The following is a 21,094-nucleotide window of genomic DNA, read 5'->3' as shown; positions in this document are numbered from 1 at the left end:
GCACCACATCCCCGCCCCTCAAGCCGAAACGCCTTGCAGCGCGTTTTCGTATGTCGTGGCCTTGAACCCGATGATCGTGCCCTTGCCGGTGTCGAGGATCGGCCGCTTGATCAGCGAGGGATTGGTGATCATCAGCAGGATCGCCTTGTCCGCATCGATATGCGCCTTGTCCCCTGCGTCGAGCGCACGAAAGCTGGTGCCGGAACGGTTGAAGATGGTTTCCCAGCCATGTTCCATGACCCACTCCTCCAGCTTGGCTTTATCCACGCCCGAAACCTTATAGTCGTGGAAGCTGTAGGGGACGCGCTCATTGTCCAGCCAGTTACGGGCCTTCTTGATCGTGTCGCAATTTTTGATGCCGTACATGGTGATCATGGCGACTTATCCTTTGAAGGCGGTGACTTCGATTTCGATTTTCATCTCCGGCTTGATAAGGCCGGTGACGACGCAACTGGCGGCGGGACGGATCGTGCCGAACACCGGCGCGGTCGCCTGGCCCAGATCGTCCCAATAAGCCGGGTCGGTGATATAATAAGTGACGCGCACGACGTCGGCGAACGAGAAGCCTGCATCCTCCAGCGCCTTGCCGATGACCTTGAGCGCATTGGCGGCCTGATCGACCACGCTGTCGGGCATCATCTTGGTTTCGGGGTCCGACCCGGTGGTTCCGGCGACGAAGCACCAGTCGCCCTGGACGATGGCGCGCGAATAGCCGACCTGCGCCTCGAAGGGCGAGCCGGACGAAATGAGCTGGCGAGGCATGAGGATTCCTGTTGCAGTGCGAAAAGGATCGCTTGGGCCTTTGGCCTTTCGGCCCGGCGCTGTCCAGTGGTTTCCGGGGCCAGTGGTTCCCGGGGAACGCGCCGCGATGCCGACCGTTGAAGGGCGATCAATCCCTATAAGGAGACCGGCCATGGACCGCCCTACCCCCGACACGGAAGACAATAGCGAACAGGCCGATGCGGGCACGCAGGCGCAGGACGTCGCCGCCGACGCGCAAGCGCGCGCGACCGATCCGTCGGAAGATAGCGAGCGGGGCGGCCACGCCAATCCGGCGCAGATCATTCCCGACGATGTGCCCGACCTGGTCGAGCGGATGAACGACATGAACCGGTCGGGCCGGATCGACATGGATGCCTATGCGGGCGAGCCGCAGATGGACGATGAGGATGACGCCTTCGGGACGACCGAAGACGACGAGTAAGTCGTCAGGCGGCGGCGCTGTCGTCCAGCCCCAAATTGATCATGCCCCGCGTCATATGGCCCAGCGCCTGCGTCATCGAATCGGCAATGGCGGGATCGATATCGTCCTGCGCTGCAATGGCGCAGGTCATCGCCATCGCCCATTGATCCGCCAACGCCGGGGTGATCGGAAAGGCGCGATGCAGCGACATGATGCACGGCCCGCGCTCAAACCAGTCGCGCGGGCCGCCCAGCCAGCCGGTCAGGAAGCGGGTCAGGCCGTGCCGCACAGGGCCAAGGTCTGCGGCGTGGACGGCGCGCAGGTCCGCATAGGCTTGGTCCTCTTCCAGTAGATCGTAAAAGCGGGTGACGATGGCGCGAACGGCGGGTTCGCCGCCGATGCGGGCATAGGGGCTGGGCGGCGCGGCTGCGTTCATGGGAGATGGCTCCGTTTCGGATAACCCTTTCAGCATGGCGTTGGCGCGCGCCCTGTCCTTGATCCCGGTCAAATCGCGCCGGATCGGCGCGAAGATGGTCGCACTTTAACCTGTCATTTGCTGTTGGCCACCTAGGCTCGCCCGATGGCAAGACAGGCATATGGGCGCAACAACCGGCGCAGCGGGGCCATCAGCGGCCCATCTTTCATTTATATCCTATGTCTGGGGCTGCTGCTGGGCTGGTATGGACCGGAGTGGATCGAGCGGGGAACGCTGCCGACGATTCCAGTAACCGGGCAAAGTCAAAGCAGCGATACGCTATCGGCGCAGTTCGGCTTTTGCCACAGCGGCGGCGGGACTGATTGCGTCGTTGATGGCGACACATTCTGGTTCAAGGGCGCGAAATATCGGATCGCCGACATCGACACACCCGAAACCCATGGGCCGCGCTGCGCCGCCGAGGGCGCATTGGGCGCGCAGGCCACGCAGCGGCTGCAAGTCTTGCTCAATGCCGGTCCCTTCACGCTGGAAAGCGTGGATCGCGATGTGGACCGCTATGGCCGGTCGTTGCGGGTCGTGACGCGCGGCGGTAGCTCGATCGGCGGGATGCTGGTGGCCGAAGGGCTGGCGCGGGAATGGGACGGGGCGCGGCGTCCCTGGTGTTGAACGCAGCGCCCCTATTCTCCTGTTAGCGGCAGTTCACGCCGCCACGGTCGATTTCGCGGCCCAGCAGCGCGCCCGCGCCGCCGCCGATCAGGATACCGGCGATGTTGGACTGGCCACGGTCGATCTGGCCGCCGAGCAATCCACCCAGCGCCGCGCCGACGATTAGGCCGGTGGTGCCGTCCGAGCGGCGACAATAATAGCGGTCGTCATAGCCACGATAGATGCGGGTGCGGCGATCGACGCGGATCGGCTGGTAGCCGCCGCGATAATAGCGGTCGGGCCGATAGCTGCGGCCATAGCGCGGGTCGGGGCGGTTCCAGTCATAGCTGTAGACCGGACGGCCGGGACGGCGATAGGTCACGCGCTGGTCGTTCCGACGATCCTGACGCCAGTCGCGGCGATCATCCCGACGATCCACCCGGCGGTCCTGGCGATCATCGCGGCGGTCGGCGCGACGATCCTGACGATTGTCGCGGCGGTCATCCTTGCGGTCGGCACGACGCTCCTGCCGGTCATCGCGGCGATCTTCGCGCCGCTCGCGATTGTCGCGGCCCGGCTGCGCAAAGGCTGGCGTCGCGGCAAGCCCCGTCAGCGTCATCGCGCCGAGCGACAAGGCGGCAATGGCCTGTTTGAAGGTGAATGTCATGGGCGGGTCCTTCCCTGGGGTCGTGTCTCTGCTGTCAGAACCCCAGAGTGTACAGGATGTTGCATGAACGGAACAAAACGGGCTGTTCATAGGCAGGACAGACGGGGCATTCGGATGTGGTATAGCTTCTAGTCTGGAAGGGCAGACGGTCGCCCGCCTGCCCCCCAAAATTGGATTTAATGAAAGCAAAACTGCGAGCGCACCAAGTGGCTCGCATTCTCCAAGTCACTATGTGCATCGGTTTTACACTCAAATGAGCGTTCACACCTGAGGTATAGGCCCTCATCATCGAGGATTTCCCAAACCCACGCACCATTCCAATCCTGATATACGCTGCAAAATAGCATAATCAGGTTATCCTTCTAAACGAGTTTAACCCAGTTTTGAAAGGGCATCACCGTATATGTAGCATAGTGAAGTCTGGTGGCCTGAGTTGATCTCTATCCGCCATTCACCAGAGGACTAAAAAATTAGTGATGCTGTTCCGCAATCGGGTTTAGTCTATGTCATTGCGAAAAATATCGTCTGATTGCACCTCCTGTCATTAGCCGTTTAAATGCTTACTCCGCCGCGATCCCAGCCGCCTTGAACATGTCCGGGTCCACCTCATCCGCATTGGCGGGCACGGCGCGGGCCTTGCGGCGGTCGAAGGCGTCCCACACGTCGTTCCACTGGCCGCGCGTCGCGCCCTTTGAATATTCGGTGGCGCGGGTTTCGAAGAAATTGGCATGTTCCACGCCGTTGAGCAGCGGGCTGAGCCAGGGGAGCGGATGCTCTTCGATCATGTAGATGGGCTTGAAGCCAAGCTGGCCCAGCCGCCAGTCGGCGATGTAGCGGACATATTTCTTAATATCCTTCGCCGTCATGCCCGGAACCGGCCCCATTTCGAAGACCAGATCGATGAACGCATCCTCGATCCGCACCGTCTTCTGGCACATATCCATGATATCTTCCCTGACCGCGGGGGTCAGGCAGCCGCGTTCGGCGCAGAAGGCGTGGAACAGCTTGATGATGCCCTCGCAATGCAGCGTCTCGTCGCGGATCGACCAGGTGACGATCTGGCCCATGCCCTTCATCTTGTTGAAGCGCGGGAAGTTCATCAGCATCGCGAAGGACGCAAAGAGTTGCAGGCCTTCGGTAAAGCCGCCGAACATCGCCAGGGTACGGGCGATATCCTCGTCGGTATCGACGCCGAACTGCTGCAGATAGTCATGCTTATCCTTCATCTCCTTATATTGGAGGAAGGCGCTATATTCGCTTTCGGGCATGCCGATCGTGTCGAGCAGATGCGAGTAAGCCGCGATATGCACGGTTTCCATGTTGCTGAACGCGGTCAGCATCATCTTGACTTCCGTGGGCTTGAACACGCGGCCATATTTTTCGTGGTAGCAATCCTGCACTTCCACGTCGGCCTGGGTGAAGAAGCGGAAGATCTGCGTCAGCAGGTTGCGCTCATGATCGGACAGTTTCTGCGCCCAGTCGCGGCAATCCTCGCCCAAGGGGACTTCCTCCGGCAGCCAGTGCAGCTGTTGCTGGCGCTTCCAGAAGTCGTAGGCCCAGGGATATTCGAACGGCTTATATTGCTTGGAGGCTTGAAGAAGAGACATGGATCGAACTCCCTAGTTCGCAAAATAGGTGAATGTGGTAGCGACGATCAGGCCGAACGCACCAACTAGAATTTCTCTGCGACCTTTCTTACGAACGGTCGCGATATCGGTGGGCGGGGTGGTGCCATAAGTGCTCCATTCCCGCCGCTGCTCAAAGTAAGTTTCCTTGCCACTTGCAATGAATGCCGCATTTCCCTGCGCAACTTGGTTGGCTCGGATCATGGCGTAGATGCCATATCCAATCGACCAAAGTGACATCGCAACTACAAACCACATGGCTAACGACCCTAGCTCAAAGCAAGATGAGCATCCTCTCCCACTAGGGGAGAGGCGCTTATGCGCTTACTGACAGGCCAGACACTCGTCATAGTCCGTGCTTTCGATCTCGAACTTGGGCGCGTCGATCGTGTTGTCGGCTTCCACGCCACCGGCAAAGCCCGCGCGCTGGACCGATTTGGAGCGCAAATAATAAAGCGACTTGATGCCCAGTTCCCACGCGCGGAAGTGGAGCATGAGCAGATCCCATTTTTCCACATCGGCCGGGATGAACAGGTTCAGCGACTGCGCCTGGTCGATATAGGGGGTGCGGTCGGCCGCGAGTTCGAGCAGCCAGCGCTGGTCGATTTCGAAGCTGGTCTTGAACGTGTCCTTTTCTTCCTGGGTCAGGAAGTCGAGATGCTGGACGCTGCCGCCATGTTCGAGGATCGAGTTCCAGACATTGTTGCTGTCCTTCGCCTTCTCGATCAGCAGCTTTTCGAGGTAAGGATTCTTGATCGAGAAGCTGCCCGACAATGTCTTGTGGGTGTAGATATTGGCCGGGATCGGTTCGATGCAAGCCGATGTGCCGCCGCAGATGATGCTGATCGACGCGGTCGGCGCGATCGCCATCTTGCAGCTGAAACGCTCCATCACGCCCTGGTCGGCGGCGTCCGGGCAAGGGCCACGCTCGATGGCGAGCTGCATCGAGGCTTCGTCGACCTGGCCCTTGATATGCTTGAACATGCGCAGGTTCCACGACTTGGCCATCGCGCCCTCGAACGGGATGCCGCGCGCTTGGAGGAAGCTGTGGAAGCCCATGACGCCAAGGCCGACCGAGCGTTCGCGGCTGGCGCTATATTTGGCGCGCGCCATTTCGGGCGGCGCACGGTCGATATAATCCTGCAGCACATTGTCGAGGAAGCGCATGATGTCTTCGGCGAAGAGCTTTTCGTCCTTCCACTCGTCCCAGGTTTCCAGGTTCATCGACGACAGGCAGCAGACCGCCGTGCGATCATTGCCGAGGTGATCGCGCCCGGTCGGCAGGGTGATTTCCGAGCAGAGGTTCGACGTCGAGACCTTCAGCCCCAGGTCGCGATGATGTTTGGGCATCATGCGGTTCACCGTGTCGTTGAACACGATATAGGGCTCGCCGGTCGCCAGCCGGGTTTCGACCAGCTTCTGGAAGAGCGCGCGCGCGTCGATGGTGGACCGGATCGACTGGTCCTTGGGGCTGCGCAAATGGAATTCGCGGCCATCGCGCACGGCTTCCATAAATTCATCGGTCAAAAGGACGCCGTGATGCAGGTTCAGCGCCTTACGGTTGAAGTCGCCGCTGGGCTTGCGGATTTCGAGAAACTCCTCGATTTCCGGGTGCGACACGTCGAGATAGCAGGCGGCCGAACCGCGACGCAGGCTGCCCTGGCTGATCGCCAGCGTCAGGCTGTCCATCACGCGAACGAAAGGAATGATGCCCGACGTCTTGCCGTTGAGGCCCACCGGCTCGCCGATGCCGCGCACGCTGCCCCAATAAGTGCCGATGCCACCGCCGCGCGAGGCGAGCCAGACATTCTCGTTCCAGGTGTTGACGATGCCTTCCAGGCTGTCGTCCACCGAGTTCAGATAGCAGCTGATCGGCAGGCCGCGTCCGGTGCCGCCATTGGACAGGACCGGGGTGGCGGGCATGAACCAGAGTTTGGAGATATAGTCATAGACACGCTGGGCGTGGTCCTGATTGTCCGAATAGGCCGACGCGACGCGGGCGAACAGATCCTGATAGGATTCGCCGGGCAGCAGATAGCGGTCGTTCAGCGTATCCTTGCCGAATTCGGTCAGCAACGCATCGCGCGACGCATCGGTCACGATGTCGAAGCGACGCTCCACCACGGTCGAGGAGGTCAGGGGTGCCGCCTCCTTGGGCTGCGCCTTGGCCGGAGCCGCCTTATTCGTTGCCGCTACCGCGTCCAACACTTCATCCATCACAGTCGCCACGTCGCCAGTACCACCTTGTCCGCTATCTCGAAAATCCATCTCAGCCCCCGAATGTTCCTGTTCCGTTCGATTCGGTCAAGCCCCGCGCCGTCCAGTCGCGCATCCGCCGCAAACCGTTTCGTGCCGGGACCGGAACGAGGCCCGCAAGACCGCGATCGCACGGACAAAATGCCCTTCAAGCGAAACCAGGTTCCGCGACGCAATCACAATCTGTTGGGTGACCCCCGTTAACCCGATACAAGGGATAGTGCCATAGCCCCTTTGGGACGCAAGAGGGTAAATGACCGTTTAGAGACTCCGTTCGTCGCTCGCCCGATTCATTTCATCGCCGCTTTTGCCTGTCGCAACGCCGCGACGCATGGACTTCCCTGCCCCCCGCAAAAGGCAAGGGGGAGCATGGCCCCAAAAAAATATATAGGGGCTTGCCACGCAAATGCGTGCGCGGCCGGAGTCGGGCTTCGCACCTATGTACCTGTCTGCCTACACTGGACTTGAGAACGGGGATGCGTATAGCCCCAGCCCAAGCAGGAACCCGCCGTGCAGGACCGGGCCGCAGATATGGGGACTAGGGTAGATGACGCTCATCAAAACCGCCGATCTGATCGAGAGCGTGGCCGACGCGCTCCAGTTCATCAGCTATTATCACCCGATGGATTATATCCGCGCGCTCGGCAAAGCCTATGAGGCGGAGCAAAGCCCGGCGGCCAAGGACGCCATTGCGCAGATCCTGACCAACAGCCGCATGTGCGCGGAGGGGCATCGCCCGATCTGCCAGGATACCGGCATCGTCAATGTCTTCGTCAAATGGGGCATGGAATGCCGGTTGGACGATAATAGCCGGTCGATGCAGGACGTCATCGATGAAGGCGTGCGGCGCGCTTACCTCAACCCCGAAAACCGCCTACGCGCCTCGATCCTGCGCGATCCCGCCTTCACCCGCCAGAATACCAAGGACAACACGCCCTGCGTCCTGTCGGTCGAGATGGTGCCAGGCAACAAGGTCGTCATCGACGTCGCGGCCAAGGGCGGCGGGTCGGAGAATAAGACCAAGTTCAAGATGATGAACCCCAGCGATTCGATCGTCGACTGGGTGCTGGACATGATCCCGCAAATGGGTGCCGGCTGGTGCCCGCCCGGCATGCTGGGCATCGGCATTGGCGGCACCGCGGAAAAGGCGGTGGCGCTGGCCAAGGAAAGCCTGATGGAGCCCATCGACATGGGCGAACTCAAGGCGCGCGGACCACAGACCGACATCGAGAAGATGCGGGTCGAGATTTTCGACAAGGTCAATGCGTTGGGTATCGGCGCGCAGGGTCTGGGCGGCCTGTCCACCATCCTCGACGTCAAAATTTACGACTATCCCTGCCATGCGGCGGGCAAGCCCGTGGCGATGATCCCCAATTGCGCCGCGACGCGCCACGCGCATTTCACGCTCGACGGCTCCGGCCCCGCCTATCTGGAAGCGCCCAAGCTGTCCGAATGGCCCGATGTTAACTGGACGCCCAGCAAGGAAGCGATCCGCGTCGATCTCAACACCTTGACGCCGGAAGTAGTGCAAAGCTGGAAGCATGGCGACCGGCTGCTGCTGAACGGCAAGATGCTGACCGGCCGTGACGCCGCGCATAAGCGGATCAAGGATATGCTGAGCCGGGGCGAACAGCTGCCGGTCGATTTCAAGGGCCGCGTCATCTATTATGTCGGCCCGGTCGATCCGGTCGGCGACGAAGTGGTCGGCCCGGCCGGTCCCACCACCGCCACCCGCATGGACAGCTTCATGGACATGATGCTGGAACAGGGGCTGCTCGGCTGCGTCGGCAAGGCGGAGCGCGGCGTCGCCGCGACCAAAGCCATCGCCAAGCATAAGAGCGCCTATCTGATGGCGGTCGGCGGCGCGGCCTATCTGGTCGCGCGCGCCATCAAGGGCGCGAAGGTCGTCGGCTTCGAGGATCTGGGCATGGAAGCGATCTACGAATTCGATGTGCAGGACATGCCGGTGACCGTCGCGGTGGACAGCGAAGGGCAGAATGTCCACCATCTCGCCCCGCTGGTCTGGCAGGAAAAGATCAAGCGCGAAGGCTTGCTGGAAGGGGTGTGAGCGCGCGCTAACGCTTCCTTCACCATGCTGCGATACCCCCATGGAAATGGGGAATATCGCAGACATCGGAACCGTCGCCAGAGCGGTCATGAAGGTCGCCAAATTGTCGGGCGACCTGGGCATTCGCACGCTCGATTTGCAGGCCGACATCAGCGAACTGGCCGACCGGGTGACGCAGCAGGCGCAGATGATCGAGGCGATCAGCGGTGCCGCCGGGCAATTGTCGCGCGATGGCGACAGCGTGGCGCTGGCCGGGCAGGATGCGCGGGAACAGGCGATCGCGGCGCGCGCCATCATCGACGATTCGGGCCGCCAGCTCTCCGCAGCCAACAGCAATTTCGTCGACCTGATCGACCAGGTCAGCCATATCCATGCGCGGCTCGACGGCTTTGGCGAGGCGCTGCGCACCGTCGCCCATGTCACCAGCATGATCAGCGGGATTGCCAGCCAGACCAACCTTCTAGCGCTCAACGCCACGATCGAGGCGGCGCGGGCGGGCGATGCGGGGCGCGGCTTTGCCGTGGTCGCGGCCGAGGTGAAGAAACTGGCGCAGGAAACCGCCGCCGCCACCCAGACCATCGAACAGTCGATCGCTGCGCTGACCGGCGAGGCGGGCGGGATGCTCGCCAGCATCACCCAGGGCGCGCAGACCGCGCGCACCGCCCAGTCGGACACGCGCAACATCGAAACGCTGGTCGAACGGCTCGCCGCGCTGATGCTCGACCTGTCGAGCAACAGCGAGACGGTGGCGCGGCGGATCGCGTCGATGGTCGGGTCCGCGGGCGAAATCCGCACCGGCATCGCGACGCTGGCCAGCACGTCGAGCGCCAATGCCGACGGGCTGCAACGGCTGTCGGGCCGCGTGTCGACCGCCAGCAGCGACACCAATATGCTGCTGCAATATCTGGCCGAAAGCGGGGTCGATATTCCCGACTCGCCCTATATCCGCTTCAGCCTGGAGTCGGCGCAAAAGGTCGCGGACGCCATAGAGCGGGCGATCGAGCGCGGTGAGGCAAGCGAAGCGGCGATCTTCAGCGACGCTTATGCGCCGATCCCCGGCACCAACCCGCCGCAATATACGCATCCGGTGCAGGCGGTGATCCTGCCCGTCGCCCGCGCGCAGCAGGAACGGGCACGCGGCTTTACCGGGCTGTTCGGCATGACCTTCACCGACCGCAACGCCTATGGCGCAGTGGCCATGCCCGAACGCGCGCAGCCGCAGCGGCCGGGCGACGACGCCTGGAACGCGGAACATGCGCGGCAGGGGCTGATCTTCGACTTTCCCGACACGCGCGAACAGGCGCGGACCACCCAGCCCTTCTGCATCAAAGCCTATCGCCGTCTGACCGCCAGCGGCGAAGTGCTGCTGCTCAAACAGGTGATCGCGTCGATCCATGTGAAGGGGCGGCACTGGGGCATTTTGCAGATGGCCTATCAGGACCAGGGCTAAGCGCGGCCCGGCAAAGCGGCCGGCGCGCCCTTGCCAAATCTGTGAAGTTCACACCGTCGCAGGCCACGCAATCGTAGGCGAACGGACGGGTAGCGTCGATTTCGCAATAGGAGAAATTTTGCGAAGTGCGGGCGCGCGCTTATGGGCGCGCGGGTCGAGGGGGACGGACGGCGAGAAAGAGCGGGGCGAGTGTGGCATGGTTTGGGGGATGTAGGACAGAGGGGTGTTGGCCGGTTGCAGAACGACCGGTTCAGAGCGGATGTACAGAGATATCTGACGTTTGCGTGGGGTCAGATCGGTCTGGATGACCAATGTCAAATAGGCGTTATATATAGCACCCACTTACTCCCAACTGCTGCCGCCCGTTCACCGCCGCCGTCGGTGTGGTGATGATTAGCCGCTCCTATTGGTCCAGACGCAAAGCGTCTGCGACCGACATTTTAGATCGCCATCGGCGCTGAAGGGTTGGCAGGTCTGTAAGCCATCTCGATGCCACACGGTCGTCGAATTGCATAACAGCCAGTTGCAAGCAAAGCGCTTGGCGCGCGGCAAACGCTGTGGCTATAAAGCAGATATGGAAACCGCTGAATTTGGCATAGGTGTATACACCGCACTGGAAGCGGCTCGCATGGTCGGGATGAGCCCCGCCACCCTGCGGCGGTGGCTCCTTGGCTATGCACATGATGGTCGTTCGGAGGACGCCCTATGGCGTCCCCAATATGCGCATGACGAGGACGGCGTTCTACTTGGATTTCGCGATCTCATTGAAGCGAGAATCGTTAACGCACTGCGCGAGAAGCGCATCGGCCTCCCTACGATCAGGAAGTGCATTGAACGCGCCCGAGAGATTGTGGGCGATGAGCGCCCATTTTCGACGCAACAGTTCAAGACCGATGGAAAGACAATCTTTCTCGAAATCACCCGTAACCTCGACGAGCCAGTTTTCATCGACCTGCGCAAGAGCCAAGGTGTTTTCAAAAGGGTAGTCGAGCCAAGCCTACAGGATTTGGATTTTGGTCCGACTGGTGCAGAGCGCTGGTGGTTGCTGCATGGCAAGAAGACTGTCGTGGCAGATCCCACCCGTTCATTCGGCCAACCGATCTTAGCCGACTATGGGATCTCCACTGCGCGAATTGTTGAGATTGTGGAGGCAGAAGGTTCGGTGGATCGGGCAGCGAAGGTCTACGAGATCAAACCACGCGTAATCCGTGATGCCATTGCCTACGAGGTCAGCATCGGCAATCGCAAAGCAGCGTGAAGCTCCTAGTCGATAACAACCTGCCTCCACGCCTTGCCCGAGGGCTCGGCGCGTTCTTTGATGACGAGCATGTCGTCATCCACATCAAGGACAAGTTTGGAAGAGGTAACCTCTCTGACGAAGATTGGATCAAGATGCTCGGGCAGGAAGGGCGCTGGTGCGTTCTGACTGGAGATCGCAACATTGCAAAGAAGCGTCCGTCTCGGCAGTTGTTCTTAGCCTCCGGCCTGATCGGCTTCTTCCCATCACCATCGGTTGCCAAATGGCCAACGGAGCGTATCGCAGCACGACTGCTGACGCTGTGGCCATCCCTCGTCAACCTATCGGAATCGGTAAGCTCAGGCTGCTATGAGATCAGCGCGACAGGGGATCGATTGCGCGGGTTCTGACGTCCAACGCGCGAGTGTCCGCTTCTAAACGCAGAGAAATTGCAGGCGAACGGCGACAACTGCCGCATGTCGGTCGAGCAGTTGCCTCCTTCCATCATGGTAGCTTCTCCACTCTCCTCCTCTATGGGTGCCATGATGACCAAGATGTGGAGTAAATCATGAGCGAGCCGTCGATAGCGTGGGATGGGGCGGTGGTGCGGCACTGGTTGGCGCGGCGGTGCGATGCGGCGCGGCTGGATCAGGCGGCGGCGGATCGGCGCGGTTATGAATCGCGCGATGAGTATGACAAGGCCGCTGCCGAGGAATGGGTGTGCCGTGCCCTGCAATTGCCCGATTGCATCGAGACGCAGGCGCTGTTCGCCCAGCGCCTCAAGGATCTGATCCGCCAGGAAGACTATGCGGCGACGGGCGTTTATGACGATGGGCGGTTCGAGCGGCATGTCCGCAGCCAGCTGCGCAAGATCGCCAAGATGGCCAAGGCGAATGAGGGGTTCGACAAGAAGCTGCATTATCAGTGAGGCGGTATCGGTGAGGCGATGGCGGTTGGCGGCCGAACGAAGGTCCGTTCCGGGCTTGGTTGACACCACGCCGACTGGCCGACGCTCGCCGCCATGCAGCCTAACGCACCGATCGCGCGTTCACCCGCCATGGACGACACGATCGAAACCCTGTTACGCAAGATGGCGGCGGCTGCCGAAGCGCTCGATTTCGAGGAAGCGAAGCGGTGCCGCGACGCGATCAGCCTGATGCGCGGGGGCGCCAGCGCGGCGGAGGCGAAGGCGGCCGACCTGTCCGGGGTGGAGCGATCCCGCCCCGGCGCGATGGGCCTTGGCACCAGCCAGCAGCGCATGACCCCGCCGCCGGGCTGGACCCCGCCGACGAAGCCTGATCCGATGACGGCGGCGCGGGGGAGGCGCGGGAAGCGTGGCGGGTCGTGAGGTTGTGGGTGCGGCGCTGTTGGCGGTGCGCCTCGGTTGCGCTGTCTAATACCAAGGTGCATTGACGGGAACCTATAGCTTGTTGTTCCCCGGCGAAGGCCGGGGTCCAGTTCCACGGTCAGAACTGGACCCCGGCCTTCGCCGGGGAACAGCGCGCATGAGTCAGCCTTATTGCGCGATGGTATAAGCCCTCCCTGTTTAGAAAGATCGTTGCCAAATTCATCGACCACAGATTTTTACGTCATTCCCGCGCAGGCGGGAATCCATCTCCCACCTTATCGTCTTGATTTTAGGTCCGGAGATGGATCCCCGCCTTCGCGGGGATGACGATGATTCGTAGACGATCCGCAATTCGCAACGTTCTCCCTTTGAGGGGGAAGTTAGGTCGGGGTGTGCCGCCGCTTGCGCAGACGCTCGGCTTTGCCTCGCTCCCCCTCCCCTTGATTGGAGGCACGTGACTCCAATCAACCCTCCCCGCTGGGGAGGGGGGATTAATGGCGCGCGGACAATCTTATCGCGTGTAATCTTGTAGAGCACCCCTCACCCCCACGCCCCCCTTGCTCCCCCGCCCCCGTCCGCTATGGCGCTGGGCATGGGTCGGCTTATCCGCATCGTCAGGGGCTTGGGGGTCGCGCTGTTGTTCGCGGTGGTGGCGCTGTGCCTGGCGATCACCATCGTTCCGCCCTTCCTCGACCGCATCTATTATGACGGGCCGGTCAGCCGCCATTATGACGGCGCGCATTTCTTCAATCCCGATGGCGCGATCGAGCCGCCCGCGCCGCCCGGCACCAGTCGGACGGGCTTCCTCCTGCGCTGGCTGCTGGGCGATGACGATCGCCCGGAATGGCCGGTCGGCATCGCGGTCAAGCCCGCCAGGCCCGCGCCCTTTGCCGCGCCGCGCGGCATGGTGGCGACCTGGGTCGGGCATGCGAGCGTGCTGGTGCAGGCGGCGGGGCTGAACATATTGACCGATCCGATCTGGTCGGACCATGCCAGCCCCCTGCCCCCCTTTGGCCCCAAGCGGGTGGCGGAGCCGGGCATCCGCTTCGATGATCTGCCCAAGATCGACCTAATCGTCATCAGCCATAATCATTACGACCATCTCGACCTGCCGACATTGAAAAGATTGTGGGAACGGGACAAGCCCAAGATCGTCACCAGCCTTGGTAATGACGCGCTGCTCCGCGCGCATGGCATTCCCGCGACCGCGCTCGATTGGGGCCAGTCGGTCAGCGGCGCGGCGCTCAACGGGCTGGCACCGGGCGCGGTGATCCAGTGCGGCAATTACGAACATTGCCCCGATTATCGCGTCCATGTGACCCGCAACTATCATTGGAGCAGCCGTTGGGGCAGCGACCGCAACCGGGCGCTGTGGTCGAGCTTCGTCATCGCGACGCGGGCGGGCAATATCTTCTTTGCGGGCGACACGGGCGCGGGCGACATGGGCTGGCCGATCGAGGCGGCGCGGATCGGGCCGATCCGGTTGGCGCTGATCCCCATCGGCGCGTTCCGCTTCTGGAAGGGGCAGATGCAGTCGGACGCGCATGTCGGCCCGATCCAGGCGGTGGAGATGTTCAAGCGGCTGGGCGCATCGACCGCCATTCCCATCCATTGGGGGACGTTCCGCCTGTCCTACGAACAATGGGATACGCCGCCGCGCATGCTGGAACTGGCGCTGCGCTGCCAGGGGATTGCGCGCAAGCGGTTCGCGCCGCTGCGCATCGGGCAATCGCTGCAGGTGCCCGGCGTCAGCCCGGTCGAGCGGGTCACGCCCACTTGCGACGAACGGGCGATCCGCAGGCTGGAGTGAGGCGCGGCCTTTCCATTTGCAAAAGGCGGCCGAAATGGGGAGAGCGGGGGCATGAAATCTCATGCCCTCCCCGCCATCCTGTTCTTCCTGCCCGGCATCGCCCTGGCGCAACCGGCGGCGGGTGACCCGGCCACCATCGTCGTGACCGGCGCGGGGCTGGACCTGCCGCCCGGCACGCCCGCTTATGGATCGGTGGTGATCGACCGCCAACGCTTGCAGGACAGCGCATCGGGCCGGATCGAAAGCGTGCTGGGCGACGTTGCGGGCTTCCAGCAATTCCGTCGGTCCGACAGCCGATCGGCGAACCCGTCCGCGCAGGGGGCGACGCTGCGCGCGCTGGGCGGCAATGCGTCGAGCCGGACACTGGTGTTGCTCGACGGGGTGCCGATGGCGGACCCGTTTTTCGGCTATATCCCGTTCAGCGCGCTGGTGCCCGACCGGCTTTCGGTGGTGCGGGTGACGCGCGGCGGCGGCATCGGCGCGTTCGGCGCGGGCGCGGTGGCGGGGACGATCGAACTGGCGAGCGCGACGCGCGACCAGTTGCCGGGCTTTGCCGCCAGCGCCTTCTATGGCAGCCGCGATTCGACCGAAGTCTCGGCCAGTGTCACGCCCGATCTTGGCAGCGGCTATGTCTCGCTATCAGGACGGTGGGACCGGGGCGACGGGTTCCAGACGACACCGAAGGACCAGCGCGTCGCCGCGACCGTGCCCGCCGCCTATGACGGCTGGTCCACCAACCTGCGCGCGGTCGCGCCGATCTCCGCCACGTCGGAGGTGCAATTTCGCGCCACCCTGTTCGAGGATAAGCGCACGCTGCGCTTTGCCGGGGCGGACAATAGCAGCCAGGGGCAGGACGCCAGCATCCGCTATATCGATCGCGGGCGGTGGCAGGTCGATGCGCTCGCCTATGTGCAGGTGCGCAATTTCTCGAACATCGTCATCTCCTCCTCCACCTTCCGCCGGACGCTGGACCAGCGCAACACGCCCTCCACCGGGATCGGCGGCAAGATCGAACTGCGCCCGCCGGTGGGGGAGGCGCATGTGCTGCGCGTGGGCGTCGACAGCCGCTTTGCGAGCGGCGACATGTTCGAGGACGCCTATAATGCCAACAGCGCCAGCAATCCCGCGACCTTCCGCCGCCATGCCGGGGGCCAGCAATGGACGCGCGGGATATTCGTGGAGGATGACTGGACGCCAGGCGGGCCGGACGGGCGGCTGGTGCTGACCGGCGGCGTGCGCGCCGATCGCTGGTCGATCAGCGACGGTTTCTACCGACAGGTCAGCGCGACCAGCGGCGTCGGCACGTCGAGCGACTATGCCGATCGGTCGGACTGGGAAGTGTCGGGCCGGGCGGGCGCGCTTTACCGGGCGAGCGACGCGATCGCGCTGCGCGGCGCGGCCTATAGCGGCTTCCGCCTGCCGACGCTCAACGAACTCTATCGCCCCTTCGTGGTGTTTCCGATCACGACGCAGGCCAATGACGCGCTGACGCCGGAAAAGCTGAAAGGCGCGGAGGTCGGCATCGATCTGACCCCGGTGCCGGGCATCAGCCTGTCGGCGACCGGCTTCATCAACCGGCTGGACGACGCCGTCGCCAATGTGACGCTGACCGCCACCACGCGCCAGCGCCGCAATATCGACCGGATCGTCGCCAAGGGCGTGGAATTGACGGCGGATGCGACGCTGGGTGCGATGCGCCTGTCGGCCTCCTACGCCTATAGCCGCAGCCGCGTGCATGCGCCGGGCGAAGCGTTCGATGGCCTCACCCCGGCGCAAAGCCCGCGCCATGCCGCCAGCGCCACCATCGCCTATAGCCCGGCGCAGGGGCCGACGCTGTCGACAACGCTGCGCTATGTCGCGAAACAATATGAGGATGATCTGCAAAGCGACGTGCTGCCGCACGCGATCACGGTCGACGCCATCGCGCGGCTGCCGCTGGCGGGCGGCGTGACGCTGGTGGCGCGGGGCGAAAATCTGCTGGATGAGACGATCGTCACGCGCAATGCGGGCGGATCGATGGATCTGGGCACGCCGCGCACGCTATGGATCGGCGTCAGCTTCGGCGGTTAGAAGCGGATCAGAGCGAAGGACGGGACTTATGGCAATCGCCTATCTGAACGGCACCTTCCTGCCACTGGACGAGGCGCGCATTTCGCCGCTCGATCGCGGCTTCCTCTTCGCCGATGGCGTCTATGAGGTCGCGGCGGTGATCGACGGACGGCTGGTGGACAGCGCCAGCCATCTCGCCCGGCTGGAACGCTCAGCAGACGCGCTCGGTATCCGCCTGCCCGTGTCGCTGGCGCAGATCGAGGCCGTGCAGACGCAACTGGTCGCACGCAATAGCGTGACCGAAGGGCTGGTCTATCTCCAACTCACGCGCGGGGCGGAGGCGGGCCGCGATTTTCTCGCCGCGCCCGATATCGAACCCACGCTCTTCCTGTTCGTCGCGGACAAGCCGGTGCTGGACGTGCCCGCCGTCCGCACGGGCATCGCCGTGGCGACCATGGCCGACCTGCGCTGGGCGCGGCGCGACATCAAAAGCGTCGGGCTACTGGCCCAGGTCATGGCGAAACAGGCGGCGCGCGACGCGGGCGCGCAGGAGGCGTGGATGGTCGAGGATGGCTTCGTGACCGAAGGCGCATCCTCGACTGCCTTCATCGTCACTGACGAAGGCATCATTACCCGCCCCTATAGTCAGGCCGTGCTGGCGGGCTGCACCGGCGCGGCGCTGACTGCCTTGGCGCAGGAAAGCGGCCTTGCGGTTGTCCATCGCCGTTTCACCGTGGCGGAGGCCCTTGCCGCGCGGGAGGCGTTCATCGCCAGCGCCTCGACGCTGTGCCAGTCAGTGGTGCGGATCGACGGACAGACGATCGGCGACGGCACCCCCGGCCCGGTCGCGCTGCGGCTGCGCGCGCTCTACATCGTCTTCGCGCGCGCTACACCCATCTGACAAATGACTCCATAATGGAGGGATCATGCGGCAGCCCCTCTCCTCCCGCCAGATCGGCGCGAAGATGGTGGAAAAACACCCGTACAGGGCCGGCATCCCGCCCCTTTGCACCAGATTATCGTCACTATGGCGACAGATGCGGCTGCTTTGATCCGTTCTTGCTTTATTCCCAGGAACGAAGCTAGAACGGGGCGGGGCAATAATGGAAGATTTTTCCTACAGCATGGGCAGGGCGGATCCTTTGCGGCGCGATCATCGGTCAGGATTGCTCGTCATCGCCGACCGAATCGATGTGGCAGACCTGACCCCGGTGGCCGATGCCGCCGGGTTGCGGCTGCTGGGCGTCGCGCCGCTCGCCGATGCTCCGGCCCGGCTGGATGGCCAGTTGCAATGCGATGTGCTGCTGCTCTTTTGCCCCGTAGCGACCCCCGCGCTGGAATCGCTGCTGGCGCAAGTGGACGCACAGGCGGTCCGGCAGGGGATGGCCGTCATCCTGGTCGCGGGATGGGAGACGATCGACCTCGCCTTTGCGGCCGCGCAAGGATCGCACACCCAATTATTGTGCGACCCCGACCATAGCGACCTGGCTGCGGCATTGGTGACCGCAGGCGAAGAACGCCCCGCTCCCGGTCAGGTCCATGACCGGGATGGCGACAGCAGTCGGCTCGAACAGTTAAGCGCGGAGGTCAGCCGCCTCGCCCGCACGCTCGATGCGCTGACGCAGCGGTCGCATTTTGCCGCCCCCTCCTTCGACCCCGGCCCACGCATCGCCGACCGGCCAAGCGACTATATCGGCATGCCCGCGCTCGCGCCGATCGGGGCCGCCGCGCCCCAAGCCTATGTCCCGACGCCGACGCTCAGCGCGACGCAGGTCCGCGACCTGCTGCGCGCGCGCCGTATCCGTGCCGACTTCCTGCCCGGCGACCTGTTCGCCGATCCCGCCTGGGACATGCTGCTCGACCTGCTCGCCGCCCGGCTGGAGCAGGAGCGCGTCTCCGTCTCCAGCCTGTGCATCGCCGCCGCCGTGCCGCCGACCACAGCGCTACGCTGGATTCGCACCCTGACCGCCAAAGGCCTGGTGGAGCGACAGGCCGACCCGCAGGATGGCCGCCGCATCTTCATCGCCTTGGCGCAGGACGCCGCCGACGCGATGATCCGCTGGTTCGGGGCCAGCCGCCGCCTGCTGGCGAGTTGACTCGCCTGTTGTGACGGCCCGGCTTGACGGCACCGCTTTTTCGCCTAGATAGGCGGTTCTCCGCAAAGGGGGCGATTAGCTCAGTTGGTAGAGCGTCTCGTTTACACCGAGAATGTCGGCGGTTCGAGCCCGTCATCGCCCACCAGTTTTTCGGTCTTTAGAGCCCGTCCGGGGGACGGGCGGCCGAAAAACTCCGAGCAGCTATGCTGCGAGGCCCCCACCAATCCGACCGCCTGCGTAACGTTCATCGTGCAGCAAGTATGGATGCGGCATCTTGTCCCCATGCCCAACCCCATCTTCCTCGGCAGCACCCTCGCGCCTGCCCTGCTGATGCTGTCGCCGCTCGCGGTGATCGCGGCCAAGGATTGCACCGACTGGCAACCTGCTGCGAAGGCCCGGAAAGGCGACGACTCGACCCCATGCAAGGCACCACCGCTGCCTTTGATGTAGCGGCATATTGCGGCGCAGCGTCCGCACTGCTAATTCCCCCAGCCATGATCCAGCCGCCAGAAATCCTCCGAGTCTCCAAAACCCGCGTTTCCTGTGACGGATCGGGTGACATTCCCGCCGCGCTCGGCCATCCGCGCGTCTTTCTGGAGATTGACGAGCATGGCTATGTCGATTGCGGCTATTGCGACCGGCGCTTCGTGCTGATGGGCGGCGTGGCCGACACGGCGGACATTGGCGACAAGCCCGACATCGCATCCGGGGCCAGCCTCTAACTTTTCCGTTGGGCTTGGGTGATGCCGTCCCTATATCGGATGGCATGACCGATATTTCCGCGCACTTTACCGACGCCCGTGGCCTGCTCTATCGTCCGGGCCTGCTCGATCCTGATGGCGCCCGCCGCCTGACCGCCGATGCGCTCAAAAGCTGCGACGATGGCGAACTCTATCTGCAATATCGCGCGAGCGAGAGTTTCGGCTTCGATGACGGGCGGTTGAAAACCGCCGATTATTCGACCGATGCGGGCTTTGGCCTGCGCGGCGTGTCGGGCGAGATGACCGGCTTTGCCCATGCCAATGACATCAGCGAAGCGGCGATCCGCAAGGCGGCGCAAACGCTGACCCTGCTCGATCCCGCCGCCGCGCCGCCCGCCCCGCCGCCGCAGCGCACCAACCGCCATCTCTATACCGATGCCAATCCGCTGGAGATCGTCCCCTTCGCCGAGAAGGTGACGCTGTGCGCCGCGATCGACGCCGCCGCCCGCGCCCGTGATCCGCGCGTCGCGCAGGTGTCGGTCAATCTGGCGGGCAGCTGGTCCGTGGTCGAAATCGTCCGCGCCGACGGCTTTACCGCCACCGACATCCGCCCGCTCGTGCGCCTCAATGTATCGGTCATTCTGGAAGAGAATGGCCGTCGCGAAACCGGCAGCTTCGGCATTGGCGGGCGCTATCTCTACGATCAGGTCATGGAACCGGCCGTGTGGAACCGCGCGATCGACGAGGCGCTGGCCCAGGCGCGGGTCAATATGCGATCGGTCGCCGCGCCTGCGGGCGAGATGACCGTGCTGCTCGGCCCTGGCTGGCCCGGCGTGCTGGTGCATGAAGCCATCGGCCATGGCCTGGAAGGCGATTTCAACCGCAAGGGCACCAGCGCCTTTTCCGGCCGCATCGGCGAGCGCGTCGCCGCGCCCGGCGTCACCGTGGTCGATGACGGCGCGATCGCCGACCGGCGCGGATCGCTCTCGATCGACGATGAAGGCACGCCCACGCGCGAGAACATCCTGATCGAGGATGGCATCTTGCGCGGCTATATGCAGGACCGGCTCAACGCCCGGCTGATGGGGGTCGAGCCGACCGGCAATGGCCGCCGCGAAAGCTATGCCCATGGTCCCATGCCGCGCATGACCAACACCTTCATCAAGGGCGGGCAGGACGATCCCGAAGAACTGCTGTCGCGCATGAAGACCGGCATCTTCGCCAAGAGCTTCGGCGGCGGCCAGGTCGACATCGTGTCGGGCAAGTTCGTCTTCTCCTGCACTGAGGCCTATAAGGTCGAGAATGGCAAGCTGGGCGACCCGATCAAGGGCGCGACGCTGATCGGCGATGGCCCCACGGCGCTGACCAAGGTGGTCGGCATCGGCAATGACTGGGCGCTGGACGAAGGCATCGGCATGTGCGGCAAGGGCGGGCAAAGCGTGCCCGCGGGCGTCGGCCAGCCGACGCTGCTGCTGCAGGGGCTGACGGTAGGCGGCACGGCGACCTGATCGCCAGAAGCGGCC

The 21,094-nt window shown here is 63.5% G+C and carries 22 protein-coding genes and 1 tRNA gene; 16 read left to right on the top strand and 7 right to left on the bottom strand.

Features of this window, described 5'->3' with window-relative positions:
* Positions 1-18 precede the first annotated feature (18 nt).
* Entirely contained in the window at positions 19-375 is a 357-nt protein-coding gene (locus ACZ2HM_RS16195) for an ArsC family reductase (protein ID WP_037473222.1), read from the bottom strand.
* 6 nt (positions 376-381) lie between these two features.
* Positions 382-762: a RidA family protein gene (locus ACZ2HM_RS16190; RefSeq protein ID WP_470425715.1), complete on the bottom strand. Its 381-nt coding sequence runs from the start codon at positions 760-762 to the stop codon at positions 382-384.
* A gap of 151 nt (positions 763-913) precedes the next feature.
* Between ACZ2HM_RS16190 and ACZ2HM_RS16185 the strand changes: the two genes are divergently transcribed.
* A complete protein-coding gene (locus ACZ2HM_RS16185; protein ID WP_037473218.1) occupies positions 914-1,204 on the top strand; it encodes a hypothetical protein in 291 nt (96 codons plus the stop codon).
* A gap of 4 nt (positions 1,205-1,208) precedes the next feature.
* Here the strand turns inward: ACZ2HM_RS16185 and ACZ2HM_RS16180 are convergent, their stop codons facing one another.
* Entirely contained in the window at positions 1,209-1,619 is a 411-nt protein-coding gene (locus ACZ2HM_RS16180) for a group II truncated hemoglobin (RefSeq protein ID WP_470425714.1), read from the bottom strand.
* 144 nt (positions 1,620-1,763) lie between these two features.
* On the opposite strand from ACZ2HM_RS16180, the gene ACZ2HM_RS16175 reads away from it, so the two are divergent.
* Positions 1,764-2,285: a thermonuclease family protein gene (locus tag ACZ2HM_RS16175; protein WP_470425713.1), complete on the top strand. Its 522-nt coding sequence runs from the start codon at positions 1,764-1,766 to the stop codon at positions 2,283-2,285.
* Positions 2,286-2,307: 22 nt separating this feature from the next.
* Here the strand turns inward: ACZ2HM_RS16175 and ACZ2HM_RS16170 are convergent, their stop codons facing one another.
* From ACZ2HM_RS16170 to ACZ2HM_RS16155, 4 genes are all read right to left on the bottom strand, one after another.
* On the bottom strand, positions 2,308-2,931 hold the full coding sequence (locus ACZ2HM_RS16170) for a glycine zipper 2TM domain-containing protein (protein WP_037473215.1): 624 nt from the start codon (positions 2,929-2,931) through the stop codon (positions 2,308-2,310).
* A 560-nt stretch (positions 2,932-3,491) separates the two neighbouring features.
* Positions 3,492-4,538, bottom strand: coding sequence for a ribonucleotide-diphosphate reductase subunit beta (locus ACZ2HM_RS16165; RefSeq protein WP_470425712.1), 1,047 nt, complete (start codon positions 4,536-4,538; stop codon positions 3,492-3,494).
* A 12-nt stretch (positions 4,539-4,550) separates the two neighbouring features.
* Positions 4,551-4,814 carry a hypothetical protein gene (locus ACZ2HM_RS16160; protein ID WP_470425711.1) on the bottom strand — a complete coding sequence of 88 codons (264 nt, stop codon included), beginning with the start codon at positions 4,812-4,814 and terminating at the stop codon, positions 4,551-4,553.
* Between the two features lie 66 nt (positions 4,815-4,880).
* The gene (locus tag ACZ2HM_RS16155; RefSeq protein ID WP_069065901.1) at positions 4,881-6,773 is read right to left on the bottom strand and encodes a ribonucleoside-diphosphate reductase subunit alpha; all 1,893 of its coding nucleotides are present in this window, start codon (positions 6,771-6,773) and stop codon (positions 4,881-4,883) included.
* A gap of 586 nt (positions 6,774-7,359) precedes the next feature.
* On the opposite strand from ACZ2HM_RS16155, the gene ACZ2HM_RS16150 reads away from it, so the two are divergent.
* The 14 genes from ACZ2HM_RS16150 to tldD all read left to right on the top strand — a co-directional run bounded on the left by ACZ2HM_RS16150 (position 7,360) and on the right by tldD (position 21,079).
* Positions 7,360-8,880: a fumarate hydratase gene (locus ACZ2HM_RS16150; RefSeq protein ID WP_470425710.1), complete on the top strand. Its 1,521-nt coding sequence runs from the start codon at positions 7,360-7,362 to the stop codon at positions 8,878-8,880.
* An 88-nt stretch (positions 8,881-8,968) separates the two neighbouring features.
* Positions 8,969-10,330: a methyl-accepting chemotaxis protein gene (locus ACZ2HM_RS16145; protein ID WP_096061000.1), complete on the top strand. Its 1,362-nt coding sequence runs from the start codon at positions 8,969-8,971 to the stop codon at positions 10,328-10,330.
* A 538-nt stretch (positions 10,331-10,868) separates the two neighbouring features.
* Positions 10,869-11,588 carry a DUF433 domain-containing protein gene (locus ACZ2HM_RS16140; RefSeq protein ID WP_141249448.1) on the top strand — a complete coding sequence of 240 codons (720 nt, stop codon included), beginning with the start codon at positions 10,869-10,871 and terminating at the stop codon, positions 11,586-11,588.
* The gene (locus tag ACZ2HM_RS16135; RefSeq protein WP_096060874.1) at positions 11,585-11,977 is read left to right on the top strand and encodes a PIN-like domain-containing protein; all 393 of its coding nucleotides are present in this window, start codon (positions 11,585-11,587) and stop codon (positions 11,975-11,977) included. The genes ACZ2HM_RS16140 and ACZ2HM_RS16135 overlap by 4 nt, the downstream gene beginning before the upstream one ends.
* Positions 11,978-12,135: 158 nt before the next feature.
* Positions 12,136-12,495, top strand: a complete 360-nt coding sequence (locus ACZ2HM_RS16130; RefSeq protein ID WP_176482657.1) for a hypothetical protein — start codon at positions 12,136-12,138, stop codon at positions 12,493-12,495.
* A gap of 129 nt (positions 12,496-12,624) precedes the next feature.
* Complete coding sequence (locus ACZ2HM_RS16125) at positions 12,625-12,915, top strand: UvrB/UvrC motif-containing protein (protein WP_470426872.1); 291 nt, start codon at positions 12,625-12,627, stop codon at positions 12,913-12,915.
* Positions 12,916-13,507: 592 nt separating this feature from the next.
* Entirely contained in the window at positions 13,508-14,725 is a 1,218-nt protein-coding gene (locus ACZ2HM_RS16120) for an MBL fold metallo-hydrolase (protein ID WP_470425709.1), read from the top strand.
* Positions 14,726-14,776: 51 nt separating this feature from the next.
* Complete coding sequence (locus tag ACZ2HM_RS16115) at positions 14,777-16,795, top strand: TonB-dependent receptor (RefSeq protein WP_470425708.1); 2,019 nt, start codon at positions 14,777-14,779, stop codon at positions 16,793-16,795.
* Between the two features lie 28 nt (positions 16,796-16,823).
* Complete coding sequence (locus ACZ2HM_RS16110; protein ID WP_470425707.1) at positions 16,824-17,675, top strand: D-amino-acid transaminase; 852 nt, start codon at positions 16,824-16,826, stop codon at positions 17,673-17,675.
* Positions 17,676-17,877: 202 nt separating this feature from the next.
* Positions 17,878-18,870, top strand: coding sequence for a MarR family transcriptional regulator (locus ACZ2HM_RS16105; protein ID WP_052027540.1), 993 nt, complete (start codon positions 17,878-17,880; stop codon positions 18,868-18,870).
* Between the two features lie 69 nt (positions 18,871-18,939).
* Positions 18,940-19,015, top strand: a tRNA-Val gene (locus ACZ2HM_RS16100).
* A gap of 119 nt (positions 19,016-19,134) precedes the next feature.
* A complete protein-coding gene (locus ACZ2HM_RS16095) occupies positions 19,135-19,320 on the top strand; it encodes a hypothetical protein (protein WP_470425706.1) in 186 nt (61 codons plus the stop codon).
* A 44-nt stretch (positions 19,321-19,364) separates the two neighbouring features.
* Positions 19,365-19,592 carry a zinc-finger domain-containing protein gene (locus ACZ2HM_RS16090; protein ID WP_037473436.1) on the top strand — a complete coding sequence of 76 codons (228 nt, stop codon included), beginning with the start codon at positions 19,365-19,367 and terminating at the stop codon, positions 19,590-19,592.
* A gap of 44 nt (positions 19,593-19,636) precedes the next feature.
* The gene (gene tldD / locus ACZ2HM_RS16085; protein ID WP_470425705.1) at positions 19,637-21,079 is read left to right on the top strand and encodes a metalloprotease TldD; all 1,443 of its coding nucleotides are present in this window, start codon (positions 19,637-19,639) and stop codon (positions 21,077-21,079) included.
* Positions 21,080-21,094: the final 15 nt, after the last annotated feature.

The sequence above is a fragment of the Sphingobium sp. KKT206 genome (assembly GCF_055640555.1).
This window is presented reverse-complemented; position numbering and strand designations above follow the sequence as displayed.